Here is an 18626-nt window from a genome sequence, read left to right as displayed (position 1 = left end):
TTCGCCGTTCGCCGTTTATATCGCTTACCACTGATGACAATTTTATGTTGCAGCCTTCCAAGAATTTTTGCAGCCGTTGGATTTCACGGGCGCGTTCTTGAATTTTAGAGGTGCGTAATCTTGTGATTTCCCGCATTTCCCGTTGCCTGCGCTCGGGAATGAAGCTTGGTTTTAGTAGTCCATGGCGAAGAAGCGAAGCTATCCACTCGGCATCTTTAACATCGGTTTTTCGTCCAGGTACGTTTTTAATGTGCTGAGCATTGACTATTATCGCTTTTATTCCTTCGGCTTCCAGAACGTTGATAACCGGCTTCCAGTAAACACCGGTGCTTTCCATTGCTACGATTTCAACCTCATGTTTTTTTAACCAATCGGCAAGTTTGTGCAACTGTTCTGACGTAGTGCCGAAACTGTTGCGCCGCATTTTTTCGCCTACCAGGGCACAGGCTTCAATTTTGCGTTTGTGAATGTCTAACCCGCAACACCGCTCATAAACTACCTGGACATTGTTACTCATTCTAATTCTCCTTCTGCGGCCTTATTTTGCGACTGGTGCAATCATCTCTAGGGATGTATTCTACCCTGCGTACTCTCCAATAGGAGGTGACAGTTAGTGATGCACCGAATGATTGAGGACAATCTTTGCGTCAGGCTCGAAGCGCTAGTACGCGACGTCCTTTGGTCGCCCAGCCGCAAGCTAAATATTCGCCGCAGACTATCCGTTTTCATGCTTTGTGGTGCCAATTATTGGCATGAATATCTTTGCGGTTTTAAATTTGTTTAAAGGATTTTTTCCGCCTAAATGCGAAATAATTAACCAAACACGTATTTGCAGGACGAAAGTAAGGAGACGCAGGTGGAAAAGCTGACCGGAATTGTCGAGAATATAACTTTTCATAGCGCCGACACCGGGTTTGTCGTGTTTAAGCTGCGCCCCGACGGCGCAAATGCCGCGATAACGGCGGTCGGCACGCTGTTTGCCCCGCTACTCGGCGAACAGGTCGAGCTTACCGGCCAGTGGGTGGAGCATGCCAAATTCGGGCGGCAGTTCAAAGTTGACGGCTGCCGGCGGATTGCCCCGTCGACGCTGCAGGGGATTGAACGGTTCCTTGGCTCCGGCGCGGTCAAAGGGGTCGGCCCGGCCATGGCGGCGCGGCTGGTCAAGCATTTTGGCGAACGGACGCTGGAAATCATCGAGCACTACCCGCACCGGCTGGTGGAAGTGGAGGGCATCGGCACCAAGAAGGCGGAGATGATCCATAACTCCTATGTTTCTCAGGCGGAGCTGCGGGAAATCATGCTGTTTCTGGAAACGCACGGCGTATCAGGCGTCTACGCGGCCCGCATTTACGCCCATTACGGTGCGGCGGCGCTGGACGTGCTGCGGGACAACCCCTACCGCCTGGCGCTGGAAGTGGACGGCATCGGCTTCCGCACCGCCGACCATATTGCTATGGCGCTGGGCATTGCTACCAATCACCCCGGGCGGTTGACGGCCGGCATTCATTTTGCCCTGCTGCAGACGGCCCAGGCGGGCCACTGCTGTGTGCCCGAGGAGTTGTTGGTGCAGGAGACGGCCAAACTACTGCAGGTCGACCAGTATGAGGCGGCCATGACCCTTGACCGGCTGCTGAAAGAAAACCGCCTTTGCGTCGAAGATTACCATGGCCTGCGGCTGATTTATCCCGAGTATCTGTATTACGCCGAAAAACGGGTGGCTGAGCGGCTACTCAGGCTGAAGGCCAAGGCCAAGCCGGTGCGGACGGCCGATTACGCGGCGGCGGCTGCCGCCTGGGAACAGGGGGCGGGCCTTGAGCTGGCAGCGGCGCAGAAGGAAGCACTGGTGTCCGCTTTGGCGTACGGGGTGCTGGTGCTGACCGGCGGACCGGGTACCGGCAAAACGACGACGGTGCGCGGTATTTTGGCCGTGCTAGAGGATGCGGGACTCAAGATCGTGCTGGCGGCGCCCACCGGCCGGGCGGCCAAGCGCCTGAGCGAGACGACGGGGCGGGAAGCCCAGACCGTGCACCGCCTGCTGGAGGCGGGCGGTGGGGAGGACGGCGCGCCGTATTTCGCCCGCAACGAGGATAATCCGCTCGACGCCGATGTCGTCATTGTCGACGAGGTGTCGATGATGGATATTGTACTCATGAACCACTTGCTGCGGGCTATTCCGGACGGCTGCCGGCTGGTGCTGGTTGGCGACGTGGATCAGCTGCCCGCGGTCGGTCCCGGGTCGGTTCTCAAGGACGTCATCCGCTGCGGCCGGCTGCCGGTAGTGCGGCTGACCGAGGTCTTCCGGCAGGCGGGCGAGAGCATCATCGTCCATAACGCCCACCGCATCAACCGCGGCCTGGTGCCCGACTGTCGTAAAGATGCGAATTTTCAGTTTCGCGAAATCGCCGGCGACGAAGCCGTGGCCGAGGCGATTGTCCGCCTGTGCCGCGAGGAACTGCCGGCCGCGGGCTATGACGTGCTGCGCGACGTGCAGGTGCTGTCGCCCATGCACCGTCTGGTGTGCGGCGTGGAAAACCTCAACCGGCTGCTGCAGGGGGCGCTCAACCCGCCGGATCCGGCCAAGGGCTGGATCCAGGCCGTCAACCAGACGCTGCGTGAAGGCGACAAAGTCATGCAGATCCGCAATAACTATACCAAAGGTGTCTTCAACGGCGACATCGGCTTTATTGCCGCCATCGACGACGGCGTGGTCATCGTCCGCTATCCCGACGGCCCGGTGATGTATGAGCGGGGAGAGTTGGACGAACTGCAGCTGGCCTACGCCATGAGCGTGCACAAAAGCCAGGGCAGCGAGTACCCGGTCGTGATTCTGCCTTTAGTGCCCGGTCACCGCATCATGCTTCAACGCAACCTCCTGTATACGGCCGTCACGCGAGCTAAGGAGCGGGTGATTCTCCTGGGCTCGAAAGCAGCCCTCAACACGGCCCTGGCCAATGACCGCACCCGGCGGCGCTATTCGCTGCTGGCCGAGCGGCTGCGGGGGGAAAGCCTATGCTGAACGCTTGGCGGCGGGCGCTGCTTGATCTTATCTACCCGCCCAAGTGCCCGGCCTGCCGCGCCGGAGTAACCGAGCATGGCGCGTGGTGTCAGCCCTGCCTGGCGGCGGTGGCCGGGGCGCGGCTGATCAATGTGGCCGAGCACCGCTTAAAATATCTCGACGCGTGTTATGCCGCCTGCGACTATGCGGCGGGGGTGCAGAAAATTATCCGCCGCCTCAAGTTTCAGCGGGCCGAACGCTACGCCCGGCACCTCGCCTGGTTGGTGGCGAGAAGCGGCGCGGGCGAGTACAGCCGGGGCAGTCAGGCGGTAGTGCCGGTGCCGCTTGATGCGGCGCGGCAGAAAGAGCGGGGGTTTAACCAGACCGAGCTGATTTTCCGCGAGTGGGCGGCCAATCAAGGCCTGGTGTGGCTCGACGTGCTGGTGCGCTGCCGTCCCACGGCGCCCCAGTGGCGGCTAACTGTGTCCGAGCGGCGGCAAAATATAAAAGGCGCGTTTTATGTTACGCGCCCGGAATTGGTAGCGGGAAAAACTCTGTTATTGGTTGACGATATTTTTACCACCGGCGTGACGATGGAGGAGTGCGCTCGGGTGCTGAAAGCCGCCGGCGCCAAGCGTGTGGCCGGCCTGGCCGTCGCCAGCGGCGCCGTTTGATTATTTTAACCGGTTGTAACCACAAAGATAATCATGCCAATAAATTGGCACCACAAACAATGAAAACATTGAAGTCTAACCACGGAGGACACAGAGCGCGTGATATCCATCACGCGTAGAATATATATAAATCAAATTCCTCCGCGTCCGCTGTGGTTAATAAATGTTATCCCAACGCGTCGATAAAGGCTTTGACCACCTCGGGGTCGAAGGCCATGCCAGAATGGCTTAAGAGCTCCCGGACCGCTTCGTCCTTGGTTTTTACCCAGTTCTGCGTGCACGGATTGATATAGCGGTCATAGTGGTTGACGACGGCGATGATGCGCGCCCCGAGCGGGATGTTTACGCCTTTGAGCCGCTTCGGGTAGCCTTTGCCGTCCCACCGCTCATGGTGATAGCGGATATAGGGGATCAGCTCCTGACAGGCAGCAATGTTTTCCAGCATATAGCTGCCGGCGTTGCAGTGATTTTTATATACACTCATTTCCCGCGTCGTCACATACGGCATTTTCGCCAAAATGGCGTTAGGCACGGTAAGGTGCCCAATATCGTGCAGCAGGGCCGCCAGGCGGATACGCTCAATTTCCTCGCGGGGCAGGCGCATTTTCGCGGCCACGCTGACAGCGTAATTGGCCACTTGGTGACTGTGGAGAAACAGTTTGGCGTTCTTCAGTTCGATAAGATGGAGCAGATTGGCGATCACGCTATGGACTGTTTCCCCATCGCTTGTATAGACGTCAGGAGCTTGCATCAATGTAAGCATATACAAAGTAGACTGCCTTTCGTCTTAGAGTTAAGCAATAGTTTATTCACCTATGGTTCGGCATAATCCTGCAAGGACAACAAAAAAAATTGGCCGTTTCCCGGGAAATAAGTCGAACGTCCTAGTGGCCGGACGGGCGTCTTTTGGGGTATAATAAAGTATATAAAACTATAAACCGCGAAGATATTCATGCCAATAAATTGGCACCACAAAATATGAAAACATTGAAGTTTAACCACGGAGGACACAGAGCGCGTGATATCCATCACGCGAAGAATATAATATAATTTAAATTCCTCCGCGTCCTCTGCGGTTCCTTATATTCCCTATTTTGTAATTACTGGCTTTCATGGTAGGACGCAAAGAACGCGAAGTAACGCGAAGACTTTAGTTTGGCGCGACGGATGTCGCGCCCGTAACCCTTTGTGTTCTTTGCGTACTTTGTGGTTATATAAATTTATATAAATCGGGTGGGGTGGAGATGGCGCTGAAGCATTGTCCCGATTGCGGCAAGTTGTTTGTCGATAATCCGGCGGGGATTTGTCCGGAGTGTTACCGGAAGCAAGAAGAAGACGAGCTAAAAGTGGCCGATTATTTGCGCGAAGTCAAGCGGGCGTCGCTGGAGGAGATCCATCAGGCGACTGGCGTGAAACATAAAATTATCATGCGAATGATCAAAGCCGGGCGGATTATTATCGGGGCCGAGGTGTCATACCCGTGCGAGGTGTGCGGCGAGCCCATCACCAGGGGGCGGGTGTGTGCCAAGTGCAGCCGAAATATTCTGGAACAATTGCCGCCGGAAAAGAAGGAAGAGCCCGCAGCGGGTCAGGACCGGTCGCGCATGTATACCAAGGATATCTTCAAACGCGAGTAGTAGCAATCAGGCGAAAAAAGCCGTCAGAAACTGCTAAACACAGAAAAAGCGCAATAATCGTTGAATGGCGGGGATTAATGTCCTCGCCGTTTTTATCGATACTAATTATAGGACTAATAGGAACCAAGATGTGCGTGTCAATACATTGGCATCACAAACCACGAAAACCATGTTTAACCACGGAGGACACAGAGGCGGATATTCATCGCGCTAAGGTTTTTAAATAAAATTTTTTCTCCGCGTCCTCTGCGGTTAAATAAAGGTAATGCTCAAACCGAGCGGGGTGAAATAAATGATAATCTCCAATACGCAAGTGCAAAATATTCTCAAGGTTTACGGCGAGCAGACCAAAGTGGGCAAGAATGCCAAACCGCCGAGCGCCGGCCCTGTCCAGCGGACGGACGAAGTGGTTTTGTCGGCCCAGGCCCAGGAGTTCAGCCAAATCTTGCAGGCGCTCAAGAATATGCCCGAGGTGCGCGAGGATAAGGTTAAGGAACTGGCCGACCGCATCGCTACCGGCAATTATCATGTGGACGCGAAGGAGATTGCGGACAAGATGCTCGGCCGGATTGTAGCTGACCGCTTGCGCTAAAGGGGAATGGGACGATGTGGGACGAGCTTATTGCCGTATTGGGTGAGATGGTGGCGCTGTACCAGGCCCTGGTGCGCTTGGCGGAAGAGAAGCGCGCCGTGCTGGTGGCCGGTAATGCGCCGGCGTTGGAGGCCATCACCCGGCAGGAAGAGTTGCTCATAATTCAGGCCGGCAAACTGGACGCGCAGCGCGAGAAGCTGATTGGCCGCATTGCCGCCGCTCATGGCCTGTCACCACAGGACATCACGCTGGCCAAGGTCGGCGAACTGGCCGACGGCCAGGCCGCCGACCGGATTGCCGCGCTCGGCGGCGAACTGCGCGCTGCTCTGGAGAAACTGGCGCCGCTCAATGAGCTCAATACGCAGCTTATTGAGCAGGCTCTAAAAATTATCCAATATAACATCAACGTCCTGACGCAGGCCTCGGCCGGGCCCACTTACGGACCGCCCCAGGGCGCTGGGCAGCCGGCGGCGCGTAGGACGCTTTTGGACACTAAAGTATAATGGGAGAGTCGACGACACATGCGTTCTACTTTCAGCGGCTTAAACGCGTTAACCCGCGGCATTTACGCCAACCAAATCGCTCTTGATACGGTTGGCCACAATATCAGCAACGCCAATACCGAGGGCTATTCCCGCCAGCTGGCGTCGATTGTTTCCACGCGGCCGGAGACGCTGTACGGCGAGTACGGCCCTATGCAGCTGGGCACCGGCGCGGCCGTCGAGGCCGTCACCCGGGCCAGGGACAGCTTTATCGACCGCCAGTTCTGGCAAGAAAACTCGTCGCTTGGCTATGGGGAAACGGCGACGGAAATTCTAAGCAAAATCGAGGGCGTTTTTCGCGAACCGTCGGAATACGGCCTGCAGACGGTGCTGAATAATTTTTGGCAGGCCTGGCAGACGCTGTCCACCAACGCCTCAGACGATGGCGCCCGCGCCGCCTTGCAGCAGCGCGGGGTGGAGCTGGTGAACGCCATTGGCCATGCTGCCCAACAGCTTAAGGACATGGTGGCCGATATCAACTCGGTTGTTGAGATTAAGGTCAACAAGGTCAACCAGATTACGTCGGAAATTTTATCGCTCAACAAGCAGATCGCCCTGATTGAAACCGGCGGCCGTGACCATGCCAATGACCTGCGCGACCGGCGCGACCTTTTGGTCGACCAGCTGTCGACGCTGGTGGGCGTGACGGTGACCGAGGACAAGTACGGCAACTATATCGTACGCACTGGCAATGTGCTCTTGGTGGACGGCAATACCCGCAATGAGCTCGGCGTTGTTTCCCAAAAAGATAGCGACTATGGCTATGAGGTCTATAATGTCGTTTACGGCGGGACGGTGCCATCCGGCAGCCGCTTTATGCAGGGCGGCACGGCCGTTGTTTTCCCTGAAGGCAATAAGGGAGAGATCAAGGGCCTCCTGGCGATGCGCGATGCAACCGGCGTGAAAGGCTACCTTGACAAGCTGGCGACCATGAGCCAGTTCTTTCTGACGGATTTTAACAGTCTGCACCGGGACGGCTATGGGCTAGCCGACACTGCTACCGGCAATGACTTTTTCGTCACCGGCGGCGCGAGCCCTGCGACCAAGGCCGAGTATTTGCAGGCCTTTACTTCTTCGACTATCGTCGATACCGCCCTGATCGCCGCCCGCTCGGACGTTGCCATGGGAGTGGCCAGCGGCGACCATGCCGTTGCCTTGAGCAACCTACTCAAGACCGTAACAAGTCCGACCCTGGACAACGCCACGCTGGATAGCTACTACAACGCGTTCATCGGCAAACTGGGCGTTCAGTCCCAGGACGCGAAGCGGCTGGCGGAAAATCAGAAGACGCTGGTAAGCCAGATCCGCAACTGGCGCGAGTCGGTGGCCGGGGTCAACATGGACGAGGAAATGACCAATATGATTCGCTACCAGCAAGGCTACAACGCGGCCGCCCGGGTAGTTACCGCCATTGACGAGATGTTGGATAAATTGATCAACGGCACCGGTGTAGTCGGCCGGTAGGAGGTGACAGCCTATGCGGATAACTAATAACATTATTAGCTATAATTTTCTCAATAGCCTTAACAAGGCCTTGGAGCGGCAGAACGAGATCCAGGAACAGCTGGCTGACGGCAAGGCTATCCACCGGCCGTCCGACGACCCTATCAAGACCATCCGCAGCCTGCGGTTTAATACCAATCTGGCCATGAACGAACAGTTCACGCAGAATGTCAAAGACGCCTTGTCCTGGTTGGAGACGACCGACGGCGCTTTGTCCGACTTAAGCTCGATCGTCATCCGGGCCAAGGAACTGACAATCGAGGCGGTGGGGCCCAATCCGACCGAGGCGTTTGCCGCTATTGCCCAGGAAATAAACGGCCTGATCGACCATGCCGTGCAAGTCGCCAACACTAAGATCGGCGACCGCTATATTTTCGCCGGGCAAAAAGACAAGACCACGCCGTTTGAGCGGCGGATGGTCGACCCTGACCCGAGCGTGACTGGCGACGAGTTTGAAGCGGTGGTGTACAGCGGCGATATTAACGCGATTTCGATGCGCATTTATCCCGGCGCTATCAATCCGCAGCAGGATTCGGTCAATGTGACAGGCGCGGACGTGTTCGGCCTTACGTCGGTAAAGGAAAATGGCCAGACGATTTATATCGCCAAGGCTTTCGACCAGCTCTTAAAGATTAAGGCTGAACTGGAAAAGCCTAACCCGGACGTTCAGTGGCTGTCGAACCAGGGTATGGCCTGGATTGACGAGATCCACACTCGTATCCTCAATGCCCAGACGAAAATCGGTACCCGCATGTCGATGTACGAAATGGCCCAGAATATGCTGGAGCAGGATAACACAACTATTACCGGCGACATCTCGGCCAACGAGGACCTCGATATGCCCAAGGCGATTATTGACTTTAAGACCAGCGAGAACGTCTACCGCTCGGCGTTAGCCGTCGGCGCCCGCATCATGCCCGCGTCGCTGGTGGATTTTTTGAAGTAGGGAAAGTGCTATTATAACGATTATGGTTATATTATGTTAACCGCGGAGGACGCGGAGGGGATATTTTTTAACTTTAGCGCGATGTATATCGCGCCTCTGTGTCCTCCGTGGTTGAAAAATAGTTTTCATGCTTTGTGATGCCAATTTATTGGCATGATTATCTCTATGGTTAAACGCTAATGGAGGCATATATTATGCCTTGGTGGTGGTAGGCTTTGCTTTACTTAAATATTCGCACTCAAACGGCGCGGCTGGAGTTTGCCAGCTATGCGGCCGCGCTTAATCTTAAGACCACGCCGGCCAGCTTGGAGTTGGCGACCGAGCCGGCCCGGGTCGAAATTCGCCAGCCTAAGGGCGAGCTGTATATCGACCAGTCGCCGTGCCGCGCCTCGCGGGGGATCTATGGCCCGAGCGAGTTTGCGCGCGTCAATGCCGAACAGGGGCGCCGTACCGCCTTGGAAACGGTCGGCCGCATCGCGGAAGAAGGTGACCGGATGGCGGCCATCGAGAGCGGCGAAGACGCCATCGTCAACATGGCCATCGAGAGTAATTACCCCCCGCCGCCCGACATCACCTGGGCTTGGGTCGACCCGCCAATTATCCGCTATACCGCCCGCCCGGCCGAGATCGACGTACAGCGCGGCCGGGTGAACGCTGAGTTTGTGCCCGGCAAGGTGGAAGGCGAGTACACCCCGGGCAAGGTTGACGTCCGCATCGCTCGCTACCCGAGCATTAAGATGTGGGTCACGGAAAATAAATATGATGTGTATGTCTAGCGGCATTTGGGCTGGTTTCCCGAATGCCGTTTTTGCCAGGGTTTGCAATGTGGTATAATGGGTATGAGGTATGAGGTATGAGGATTGGAACCACGGAGGACGCGCAGATAAAATAAAGCCCCAAGTGCGATGTATATCGCACTCTCCGTGCTCTCTGCGGTTTAATAACGGTTTTTATGCTTTTGTGGTGCCAATTTATTGGCATGATATCTCCGTGGTTAGACTTCAATGCTTTCATGGTTTTGTAGTCACACTTATGTCTTGGTAGGAAACGGCGAATTTGATGGGAGGGTGGGTATGGAAAAAGATATAACCGCCACAACCGGCGAGCTGGTTGAAACGATCGCCCGGTATTTTGCCGCGGTGCCGCAAGTGACGACCGTCTATTTGTTTGGCTCGCGTGCCAGCGGCCGGGCGCGGGTGGGTAGCGACGTCGACATCGCCGTGCTGTTTGTGCCCGGCTTGCCGGAGCTGGAACGGTTTGACGCCAAATTGACGTTTGCCGTCGACTTAAGCCGGTTAACGCACCTGGAATTTGACGTTGTGGATCTAAATAGCGCGCCGCCGCTCCTTAAATACGCCGTGCGCCAAAACAACATCCTGGTTGTCAACAAGGACGACGCCTACCGCGTGGCATTTGAAGTAAAATCACGGCGCGAGTATTTTGACCTTAAACCGCGGTTAGATGCCCGAGCCAAGGCCATCTTGGCCAGGTACTAGGAGAGTGATAAAGCTGTGGTTGATGCAAACGTAATTACGGCTAAGTTACTGCTGCTTGAGGAATATTACCGTGATTTAACGGAAATACGGGACAATCCGGATAATACACTGGATAAACTGAAAAGTGACAAATGGCTTAGGCGGTCGGTCGAGCGGACGCTGCAGCTGGCGGTCGAGTGCGCGCTCGATATTGGCAGCCATATTATTAGTAGCGAGCACTGGCGGGAACCGGCCGACAACAAAGACATTTTTGCCGTGCTGGCGGAAAACGGAGTAGTGACGCCGGAAAAGCTGCCCACCCTGCAAAAAATGGCCCAGTTCCGCAATGTATTGGTGCATGACTATGCCCGGCTCGACCCGGCGATTTTATACACTATTGTCCATAAGAATTTAGCGGACATTGAATATATTATTACAGCTGTTAAGGCTAGGTATGTTGATAAAGTATGAGGTATGAGGTATGGAACCGCGGAGGACGCGGAGGGGATATTTTTTAAACTTTAGCGCGATGAATATCGCGCCTCTGTGTCCTCCGTGGTTAAACTTCAATGCTTTCATGGTTCTCTACTGTTAACCAAAACAATGAAAGGAGCGCGTGCGCGTGCTGATTAAAAGTACCCGCTTCGGCGAACTAAACGTCCCGGACGAACAGATCATTGCCTTTCCCCAGGGGCTGCCCGGCTTTCCCGGCGAAAAGGTTTTCGCCCTGCTGCCGCATCAGCCGGACAGTCCGTTTGCTTTTCTGCAGTCGGCGGCCGACCCGGATTTGACTTTTCTGGTGGTCGAGCCGTTCGCGTTTTTCCCCGACTATCAGTTTGAGCTCGATGATAATGCGGCCGCGGCGCTCAAGCTGGCGGCTGACAACCCGCCGCTGGTGCTCAGCATTGTCACCGTGCGTACTACCTTAAACGACGCCACGGCCAATCTGCTCGCGCCGGTGGTCATCAACCGCCGCGACCGGCTGGGTGCCCAGGTGGTCCTCGAGAAGGTCGGCTATACCACCCGCCACCGGCTGTTTGCCGACAAGGCGGCCGCCCAAGGGGGTAAATAGCCATGCTGGCCCTAACTAGAAAGTGCGGCGAGCGCATCGTTATCGGCGATAACATCACCGTCACCGTCGTTGACGTCAAGGGCGACAGCGTGCGCCTCGCCATCGACGCCCCGCGCGACGTGAAAGTGTGGCGCGGCGAACTTTACGACGCCATCGCCGCCGAAAACAAAGCCGCCGCCGTCCCGGTGGATTTGAAAGTTGAGTTTAACCGATAATTACCTCGCCATCGGATTCGCTGGTTTTAACGCTGATAGTGACGAGGGGCAAGGAGAAACGATGTTTTCAACAGTGGAACACGCGGAGGAAATCAAATTTGATCATTGCTTTCTGTGCGAAAGTTATTAAAATATATAGTAAAATATATAGTAAAAAGATCCGTAAAATATTACGGAAGGAGGCGGTATTATGGTATCTGTGACGGAAAAACCTGCTTTCTGCCTGGACCAAATTGTTTCATCAACCGAGGCGGCTAAAAGATTTGGCCAGCTGCGTCAAAAAGCAAAACTTTTCCCGATGGTTATCGTTGATAAAAATAAACTTGACACAGTTGTTATGAGCTATGATCAATATGAAAAAATGTACAAGCGTCTTGCCGAACTTGAAGCACAAGAAGAAGCACGACTGCTTGGCGAAAGAATGGCTGATATTGAACGTGATCCGGACGCCAATAGCATTTCTTGGCGTACGATCAAACGGACACAGCTATGAGCCAACCAAGGTTTGAGGTTCGCTTGCATAAAGATGCTGCCAGAGAATATGAACAGTTAGATAATTCGGTCGTTGCTATTGTTGACAGGGCGCTGGCTAAACTTGAGCAACGGGCTGATGAAATAGGTAAACCACTTGGTAACAAATACGCTAGTAAACTTGCCGGATGCAAAGAATTCAAGCTCCGGGATGCCGGTATACGTATAATTTTTTTTATTGCTGACAATACTGTACAGGTTCTACGTATTGTATATGTTCTTAGTATCGGAAAACGCGAGGATGGCATTGTCTTTAAAACGGCAGCCAAACGACTAACGGCGGTTAAACAACAACTTAATGCGGATAAAAGCAAGAAACGTTAATCTTTAGGCGCCCAGGTCGTGCTCGAGAAGGTCGGCTACACCACCCGCCACCGGCTGTTTGCCGACAAGGCGGCTCTGTGCGTCTCGCCATCGCCGCCGAAAACAAAGCCGCCGCCGTCCCGGCGGCGCTGGATTTTGCTTTTAACCGCGGAGGACGCGGAGGCGGGGAGAACGGATAGAACCGCGAAGGTCGCAAAAAATTACCGTATGTTACATTGTTGTTAGGCGTGTTAGAAGATATAATAATATTAAACATAGTAAGCAATTATAGAAAGCAGGTGAATTCCATGGCAACAAGTTCATTTGAAAGGCCGCTTGTTATTAAGGATAGGCGGGCGCTGGCAATTATGGCAAAAGGGTTTGCCCGAACTAAATTCCGCCAAATGGAAACATCGCACACGATAGATGCTGAACTCCAAAGGGGGAGAGCCCTATTAGAAAAAGCATCATCTCGCTTGAAAGCCTCATTAACGAAATAGGCGAGGAAAATACCAAGATTCTTCTGCAAAATTTTTATTGTGATAAGGATCTTGATGTTCAGACGTTTTTACGAGAGCGGGCGCTACTATACGAACTAAAGTATAAAGCACGAACATATTTAATAGTAAATGCTGACATGCTGGAAGCGGGGGCGCTAGAGATCCTCGCTTATTTTTCTGTTGCTTTGAAGGTAGTAAAAATTGCTCCCGGAATTACCAGATCGAAGGCTAAGAAATTGGACGGCCTTTATAGTAATATAGAGCAGACCCCCGGCTATTTAATCGGACAGCTTGCCAAAAACGATGCGGCTGCCGACCGAATTGGTGGTAAAGAAATATTGGATTATGCTTTTGCGATAATTGCGAGAGCATTTTCGGCTGTTGGTGGCCGGTTTGTCTTGGTTGAGTGCGCCGATAAGCCTAAACTATTAAGTTTTTATGAAACCAATGGCTTTCAGTTTTTGCAGAAAACAGATAAACTGGTTCAAATGGTTAAGTTCTTTTAATATTTGGCTTTAATATTTTGTGTATTTGATGTTTATAGAATTTTATAATATAAATAAATCCAGCCGGAGGTGGGATAATGACCGGTCTGCCCCGCAAAGCTAACGTGAAATATACTTATGGCGACTATTGTAAGTGGCCGGACGACGAGCGGTGGGAGCTGATCGACGGCGTGCCGTATAATATGACGCCGGCCCCGTCGCGGCGACACCAGGCGATGATTATCGAACTGTCCCGTCAAATTGCCAACTTTCTCAAGGAAAGCGGCGGTCCCTGCAAAGTATACACCGCTCCCTTCGACGTGCGTCTGCCCAAGGGCGAGGAAGCGGACGAGGATATCGACACTGTCGTCCAGCCGGACATCGTGGTGGTGTGCGACCCGACCAAACTGGACGACAAGGGCTTGCGGGGCGCGCCGGATTTGGTCGTGGAAATAGTGTCTCCCCATACTATTCGCCGGGACATGGTGGAGAAGCTCAGCCTGTATGAACGCCATGGGGTAAAAGAATACTGGCTGGTACTGCCCGGCGATAAAGTAGTCACTGTCTATCGGCTGGGCGCAGACGGCCGCTACGGCAAGCCGGACGTGTATACCGCTGATGACGAAGCGCCGATCGAGGCGCTCGGTGGCCTCACCGTCCAGTTGGGCGACGTATTTGCCGCAGAATAGGCGGAAAGTTCGATTGGTGGTGTACATAACAGGGCGGCAAAATCTTCTGTAGATTCTGTTTATAGTGTTATAATAGTTATAACGAGCTTCGCGTGAGGACGGTGATTTGCGGTGGATCAGGGAGTGCCGCGAATAGAAGAACTGTCGGTAAAAAATTACCGGGCGCTTAAGGACCTCAGATTAAATGGAATAACTCCGCTTACAGCATTTTTAGGGCCAAATGGTAGCGGTAAATCAACAGTGTTGGATGTATTTGCGTTTTTAGCCGAATGTTTTTCGTCAGGGCTTAGAAAAGCCTGGGACAGGCGCGGCCGGTTCAAAGAGCTGCGCACCCGCGGAGCGAGCGGCCCCATTGTTATTGAACTGAAATATCGCGAAAATAGCCAGTCGCCTCGTATTACATATCACCTGGCCATAGATGAAGGCCCAAGAGGCCCCTTTGTGGCTGAGGAATGGCTGCAGTGGCGGCGAAAAAGTAAAGGCAAACCCTTTAAATTTTTGGACTTTAAAAATGGGGAAGGAATGGTAGTAAGCGGCGACATGCCCGATGAATTTGATCATCGGACAGACGAAAAACTAGAATCAGCAGACATGCTTGCGGTCAATACTCTTGGACAGTTTGCGAAACACCCCCGCGTTGCTAACTTGCGTCGGTTTATTACCGGATGGTATCTATCATATCTTACGGCTGACAACACCCGCACTCAGCCTGAGGCCGGACCGCAGGAGCGGCTTTCCGTAACCGGGGACAACCTGCCCAATGTCATCCAATATCTTAAGGAACAGTGTCCTGACCGCTTGCAGACCATCCTTGATATACTTGTCAAACGCGTGCCGCGTCTTGAAAAAGTCGATTCGGAAATCATGGCCGATGGTCGATTGCTCTTGCAAATAAAAGATGCACCGTTTGAACGGCCGATCTTAGCCAGATTTGCATCTGATGGCACGCTAAAAATGCTGGCTTATCTTACAATATTATACGGGACCGATCTTCCCCAGCTAGTTGGCATCGAGGAACCCGAAAACCACCTTTATCCGCATCTCTTACGGGGGTTGGCGGAAGAATGTCGGGAAGCTTCAGTCAGTACACAGATAATGATTACCACTCATTCACCTTTTTTTGTCAATGGACTCCGGCCCCAAGAAGTATGGGTGCTATACCGGGATGACCACGGTTATACGCAGGCAAGGCGCGCCGCGGATATAGCAAATGTTACCGCAATGATAGACAATGGGGCCCTGCTGGGCGACCTGTGGATGGAGGGCTACTTAACGAAAGACAACCTGTTTACAGGAAGGTAAGTTTGCCATGTACCTTGCGTTTCTTGTCGAAGAACAGTCGATGGTTGAAGCGTTGCGCAACCTAATACCAAAAATTTTGCCAGACTGCCTGCAATATGATATTTATTCACACAATGGAAAACCAGACCTTTTGCGCAAGCTGCCGCAGCGGCTCCGGGCATTCCATAGCTTTTTGCCTGCTGACGCTGCGATAATCATCATTGTTGACAAAGATAATGATGATTGTAAGGCGCTGAAGATTAGACTTGAACAGATTGCTGAACAGGCAGGTTTTGTTACTAAGACAAAGGCGCCTGATGGAAATTTTCAGGTTTTGACCAGACTGGCAATAACTGAGCTGGAAGCATGGTTTTTGGGTGATATGGCGGCAATAAACGCCGTTTATCCAAAAGTAAATCCTGACCTGCATTTAAAGGCTAAGTATCGCAATCCGGATGAGATCTCTCATGCCTGGGAAGAGCTTGAGCGAATCCTGCAAAAAGCCGGTTATCACAAAGGGGGTCTTCCCAAAGTCAAGGTTGCCGGGGAAATATCCGCTCATATGGTTCCGGAACGGAACAACTCGTATAGTTTTAAAATTTTTTGCCAGGGTTTGCTAGCAATAATAAAGAGGCCGCAGCTGGAGGTGTGGATGAATGACTGTTCCAGCCCGTAAACCCGACCAAAAGTATACCTATGGCGACTACCTTGCCTGGCCGGACGATGAGCGGTGGGAGCTGATCAACGGCGTACCGTATAGCATGACGCCAGCGCCGTCACGGCGACATCAGGCGGTAACCGGGGAAATCTACCGCCAAATCGCCAACTATATAAAAACAAACGGCGGGCCCTGTCAAGTGTATGTGGCTCCCTTTGACGTCCGCCTGCCGAAGGGCGGCGAGAAAGACGAGGACATTGACACCGTCGTCCAGCCGGACATTGTCGTGGTGTGCGACCGGAAAAAACTCGACCCGCGTGGTTTACGTGGCGCGCCGGACCTCATCGTTGAAGTGGTGTCACCCGCTACGGCCAGCAAAGACAAGCGGGACAAATTCCTGCTGTACGAGCGCTCTGGCGTCCGGGAGTACTGGATCGTCGAGCCGCAGCCCAAACTGGTCACGGTCTTTACGCTGGCGGGCGGCCGCTACGGCCGGCCCGACGTTTACGCCGAACCCGACCAGATCCCGGTTGGCATCTTCCCCGATTGCATCATCGACCTCGCCGCCGTCTTCGCCGATCTTGAGCCGGACGCCGACGGCGAGGGTGAGGAATAGTTCCCTGGGAAGAGGGAAGTTGAACCGCTAAGGACGCCAAGGACGCAAAGGGATACGGGCGCGACGTTGTCGCGCCTGAAATTAGCTTATCTTTCCTTTGCGTAACTTCGCGCACTACTCCGAAAACTCTACACCTGTTTTCATTCTTTGTTGGTGTCGTGCTAACGACATGGGGGTCTACCCTGAAAACGGGGTGCAACAACTTCTTAGTCATACCCCAATTTTAGGCAATAGTAAACTAAGCCTGTACAAATCTATTTTTTGACAGGCCTGGTGTACAAAAGAAAACTGATTTTCTATTGTATCAACCTGTCATTGAGAACTCTTTAACTTCTTCGCCAATTACTATCCGAATACTTTGGTCGCTAATAATGAATTGAACATCATCGTCCAACTTCTTTATGTTTTTGACGAGGTTTACTAAATTTTTAATTTTGCTGCGGCGCATTTGTTCCGACAAATAGTTTTCCCCAAGGTCCTTATATGGTTCCTTGCGAATCAGCATGTGGTATATGATTACAATAATCGCATGTGCTACCGCGACCGCGGCTCGTTTCTTACCCCTTCTGGCTGCTATTCGGTGGTATAAGGACGATAAATAACAGTTTTTCATTCGCGCTATAGTATGTGCTGCCTGAACTAGTTGCGACCTAAGTTGCGGATTGCCCGGTTTAGCTTTCCCAGATCTTCGCTTTCCGGCACTTTCGTTATTCCCTGGAGCTAGTCCGGACCATGCTGCTATATGTTTGTCGCTTGGAAACCGGCTCATGTCAAGTCCTATTTCTGCCAATATTACTTGGGCAATCCGTTTCCCTATTCCAGGGATTGTATCTATTAGCTCCAGGGCTTCCTTAAAATTTTCGTCTTCTTGTTCTATTCGCTCCATCATTAAGTCTAGTGATGCTATTTGTTTATCTAAGGCTTCAATAGCTTCAAGTTGGATCTGGATTAGAGTGCGAATATCAGGGCTTACTATTCCGTCTAGGGCAGTTTCAAGTTCTTCCTGGGAAGCACTCAACCGGCCACGGGATAATTCAGCCAGTTTTTTCGGGTCGTTTACACCGGCAGCAATTGCTTTGATGATTTCTTTAGCCGTTACGCCGTTTATATCGCTTACCACTGATGATAATTTTATGTTGCAGCCTTCCAAGAATTTTTGCAGCCTCTGAATTTCACGGGCACGTTCCTGAATTTTTGCTGTGCGTAACCTCGTGATTTCGCGCATTTCCCGTTGCCTACGCTCGGGAATGAAGCTTGGTTTTAGTAGTCCATGGCGAAGAAGCGAAGCTATCCACTCGGCATCCTTAACATCGGTTTTTCGTCCAGGTACATTTTTAATGTGTTGGGCATTGACTATTATCGCTTTTATTCCTTCGGCTTCCAGAACATTGATAACCGGTTTCCAGTAGACACCGGTGCTTTCCATTGCTACAATTTCCACTTCATGTTTTTTAAGCCAATCGGCAAGTTTATGCAGCTGTTCTGACGTAGTGCCGAAACTGTTGCGTCGCATTTTTTCACCTATCAGGGCACAGGCTTCGATTTTGCGTTTGTGAATGTCTAACCCGCAACACCGTTCATAAACGACCTGGACATTATTACTCATTCTAATTCTCCTTCTGCGGCCTTATTTTGCGACTGGTGCAATCATCTCTAGGGATGTATTCTACCCTGCGTACTCTCCAACAGGAGGTGACAGTTAGTGATGCACCAAATGATTGAGGACAATCTTTGCGTCAGGCTCGAAGCGCTAGTGCGCAACGTCCTTTTGTCGCCCAGCCGCAAGCTAAATATTCGCCGCAGACTATCCGTTTTCATGCTTTGTGGTGCCAATTTATTGGCATGATTATCTTTGCGGTTTTAACAAAAAGCGTTCTACCACTTACCCCTTTCCGATTTCCACTTTCTCTCT

General features: G+C 52.8%; 24 protein-coding genes. 21 read left to right on the top strand and 3 right to left on the bottom strand.

Annotation, left to right across the window (positions count from 1 at the left end; genetic code table 11):
• The coding region (locus TCARDRAFT_RS11775; RefSeq protein ID WP_040683384.1) for an IS110 family RNA-guided transposase at nt 1–517 on the bottom strand (517 nt) is incomplete at its 3' end.
• 96 nt (nt 518–613) lie between these two features.
• Here TCARDRAFT_RS11775 and TCARDRAFT_RS15580 point away from each other — a divergent pair.
• The 3 genes from TCARDRAFT_RS15580 to TCARDRAFT_RS11765 all read left to right on the top strand — a co-directional run bounded on the left by TCARDRAFT_RS15580 (nt 614) and on the right by TCARDRAFT_RS11765 (nt 3669).
• The gene (locus tag TCARDRAFT_RS15580) at nt 614–784 is read left to right on the top strand and encodes a hypothetical protein (protein ID WP_156784696.1); all 171 of its coding nucleotides are present in this window, start codon (nt 614–616) and stop codon (nt 782–784) included.
• 72 nt (nt 785–856) lie between these two features.
• Nucleotides 857–3016, top strand: a complete 2160-nt coding sequence (gene recD2 / locus TCARDRAFT_RS11770) for an SF1B family DNA helicase RecD2 (RefSeq protein ID WP_007290213.1) — start codon at nt 857–859, stop codon at nt 3014–3016.
• Entirely contained in the window at nt 3010–3669 is a 660-nt protein-coding gene (locus TCARDRAFT_RS11765; RefSeq protein WP_007290212.1) for a ComF family protein, read from the top strand. Before recD2 ends, TCARDRAFT_RS11765 begins: the two co-directional genes overlap by 7 nt.
• Nucleotides 3670–3835: 166 nt before the next feature.
• Here TCARDRAFT_RS11765 and TCARDRAFT_RS11760 read toward each other — a convergent pair whose 3' ends face one another.
• Entirely contained in the window at nt 3836–4432 is a 597-nt protein-coding gene (locus tag TCARDRAFT_RS11760; protein ID WP_007290211.1) for an HD-GYP domain-containing protein, read from the bottom strand.
• Between the two features lie 481 nt (nt 4433–4913).
• On the opposite strand from TCARDRAFT_RS11760, the gene TCARDRAFT_RS11755 reads away from it, so the two are divergent.
• From TCARDRAFT_RS11755 to TCARDRAFT_RS11670, 17 genes are all read left to right on the top strand, one after another.
• Nucleotides 4914–5306 (top strand): hypothetical protein, encoded by a 393-nt coding sequence (locus tag TCARDRAFT_RS11755; protein ID WP_007290210.1) that lies wholly within the window; start codon nt 4914–4916, stop codon nt 5304–5306.
• A 292-nt stretch (nt 5307–5598) separates the two neighbouring features.
• A complete protein-coding gene (gene flgM, locus TCARDRAFT_RS11750; protein WP_007290209.1) occupies nt 5599–5898 on the top strand; it encodes a flagellar biosynthesis anti-sigma factor FlgM in 300 nt (99 codons plus the stop codon).
• A 14-nt stretch (nt 5899–5912) separates the two neighbouring features.
• On the top strand, nt 5913–6401 hold the full coding sequence (locus TCARDRAFT_RS11745; RefSeq protein ID WP_007290208.1) for a flagellar protein FlgN: 489 nt from the start codon (nt 5913–5915) through the stop codon (nt 6399–6401).
• Between the two features lie 18 nt (nt 6402–6419).
• Nucleotides 6420–7904, top strand: a complete 1485-nt coding sequence (gene flgK, locus TCARDRAFT_RS11740; RefSeq protein ID WP_007290207.1) for a flagellar hook-associated protein FlgK — start codon at nt 6420–6422, stop codon at nt 7902–7904.
• A 13-nt stretch (nt 7905–7917) separates the two neighbouring features.
• Nucleotides 7918–8889, top strand: a complete 972-nt coding sequence (flgL, locus tag TCARDRAFT_RS11735; protein ID WP_007290206.1) for a flagellar hook-associated protein FlgL — start codon at nt 7918–7920, stop codon at nt 8887–8889.
• Nucleotides 8890–9104: 215 nt separating this feature from the next.
• Complete coding sequence (locus TCARDRAFT_RS11730) at nt 9105–9665, top strand: DUF6470 family protein (protein ID WP_007290205.1); 561 nt, start codon at nt 9105–9107, stop codon at nt 9663–9665.
• Between the two features lie 297 nt (nt 9666–9962).
• A complete protein-coding gene (mntA, locus tag TCARDRAFT_RS11725; protein ID WP_007290204.1) occupies nt 9963–10385 on the top strand; it encodes a type VII toxin-antitoxin system MntA family adenylyltransferase antitoxin in 423 nt (140 codons plus the stop codon).
• A gap of 15 nt (nt 10386–10400) precedes the next feature.
• Nucleotides 10401–10835: a type VII toxin-antitoxin system HepT family RNase toxin gene (gene hepT / locus TCARDRAFT_RS11720; RefSeq protein ID WP_007290203.1), complete on the top strand. Its 435-nt coding sequence runs from the start codon at nt 10401–10403 to the stop codon at nt 10833–10835.
• Between the two features lie 151 nt (nt 10836–10986).
• Entirely contained in the window at nt 10987–11436 is a 450-nt protein-coding gene (fliW, locus tag TCARDRAFT_RS11715; RefSeq protein ID WP_007290202.1) for a flagellar assembly protein FliW, read from the top strand.
• A gap of 2 nt (nt 11437–11438) precedes the next feature.
• Nucleotides 11439–11651 carry a carbon storage regulator CsrA gene (gene csrA / locus TCARDRAFT_RS11710; RefSeq protein ID WP_007290201.1) on the top strand — a complete coding sequence of 71 codons (213 nt, stop codon included), beginning with the start codon at nt 11439–11441 and terminating at the stop codon, nt 11649–11651.
• Nucleotides 11652–11841: 190 nt separating this feature from the next.
• The gene (locus TCARDRAFT_RS11705; protein ID WP_007290200.1) at nt 11842–12144 is read left to right on the top strand and encodes a type II toxin-antitoxin system Phd/YefM family antitoxin; all 303 of its coding nucleotides are present in this window, start codon (nt 11842–11844) and stop codon (nt 12142–12144) included.
• Nucleotides 12145–12167: 23 nt separating this feature from the next.
• Nucleotides 12168–12506, top strand: coding sequence for a type II toxin-antitoxin system RelE family toxin (locus TCARDRAFT_RS11700; RefSeq protein ID WP_198003937.1), 339 nt, complete (start codon nt 12168–12170; stop codon nt 12504–12506).
• A 616-nt stretch (nt 12507–13122) separates the two neighbouring features.
• Nucleotides 13123–13491, top strand: coding sequence for a hypothetical protein (locus TCARDRAFT_RS11690; RefSeq protein ID WP_007290199.1), 369 nt, complete (start codon nt 13123–13125; stop codon nt 13489–13491).
• Between the two features lie 77 nt (nt 13492–13568).
• The gene (locus tag TCARDRAFT_RS11685; protein ID WP_007290198.1) at nt 13569–14159 is read left to right on the top strand and encodes a Uma2 family endonuclease; all 591 of its coding nucleotides are present in this window, start codon (nt 13569–13571) and stop codon (nt 14157–14159) included.
• A gap of 123 nt (nt 14160–14282) precedes the next feature.
• Nucleotides 14283–15461 (top strand): AAA family ATPase, encoded by a 1179-nt coding sequence (locus TCARDRAFT_RS11680; protein WP_198003936.1) that lies wholly within the window; start codon nt 14283–14285, stop codon nt 15459–15461.
• Nucleotides 15462–15468: 7 nt separating this feature from the next.
• A complete protein-coding gene (locus TCARDRAFT_RS11675) occupies nt 15469–16116 on the top strand; it encodes a DUF4276 family protein (protein WP_007290196.1) in 648 nt (215 codons plus the stop codon).
• Nucleotides 16097–16714: a Uma2 family endonuclease gene (locus TCARDRAFT_RS11670; protein ID WP_007290195.1), complete on the top strand. Its 618-nt coding sequence runs from the start codon at nt 16097–16099 to the stop codon at nt 16712–16714. The genes TCARDRAFT_RS11675 and TCARDRAFT_RS11670 overlap by 20 nt, the downstream gene beginning before the upstream one ends.
• A gap of 304 nt (nt 16715–17018) precedes the next feature.
• On the opposite strand, the gene TCARDRAFT_RS11665 is transcribed toward TCARDRAFT_RS11670, so the two are convergent.
• Nucleotides 17019–18320: an IS110 family RNA-guided transposase gene (locus tag TCARDRAFT_RS11665; RefSeq protein ID WP_007290194.1), complete on the bottom strand. Its 1302-nt coding sequence runs from the start codon at nt 18318–18320 to the stop codon at nt 17019–17021.
• 96 nt (nt 18321–18416) lie between these two features.
• Here TCARDRAFT_RS11665 and TCARDRAFT_RS15575 point away from each other — a divergent pair, with 96 nt between their 5' ends.
• A complete protein-coding gene (locus TCARDRAFT_RS15575) occupies nt 18417–18560 on the top strand; it encodes a hypothetical protein (protein WP_156784694.1) in 144 nt (47 codons plus the stop codon).
• The last annotated feature ends 66 nt before the right edge of the window (nt 18561–18626 follow it).

Origin of the sequence: Thermosinus carboxydivorans Nor1 (assembly GCF_000169155.1) — a bacterium.
GTDB classification, from domain to species: Bacteria; Bacillota; Negativicutes; order Sporomusales; family Thermosinaceae; genus Thermosinus; species Thermosinus carboxydivorans.
This window is presented reverse-complemented; position numbering and strand designations above follow the sequence as displayed.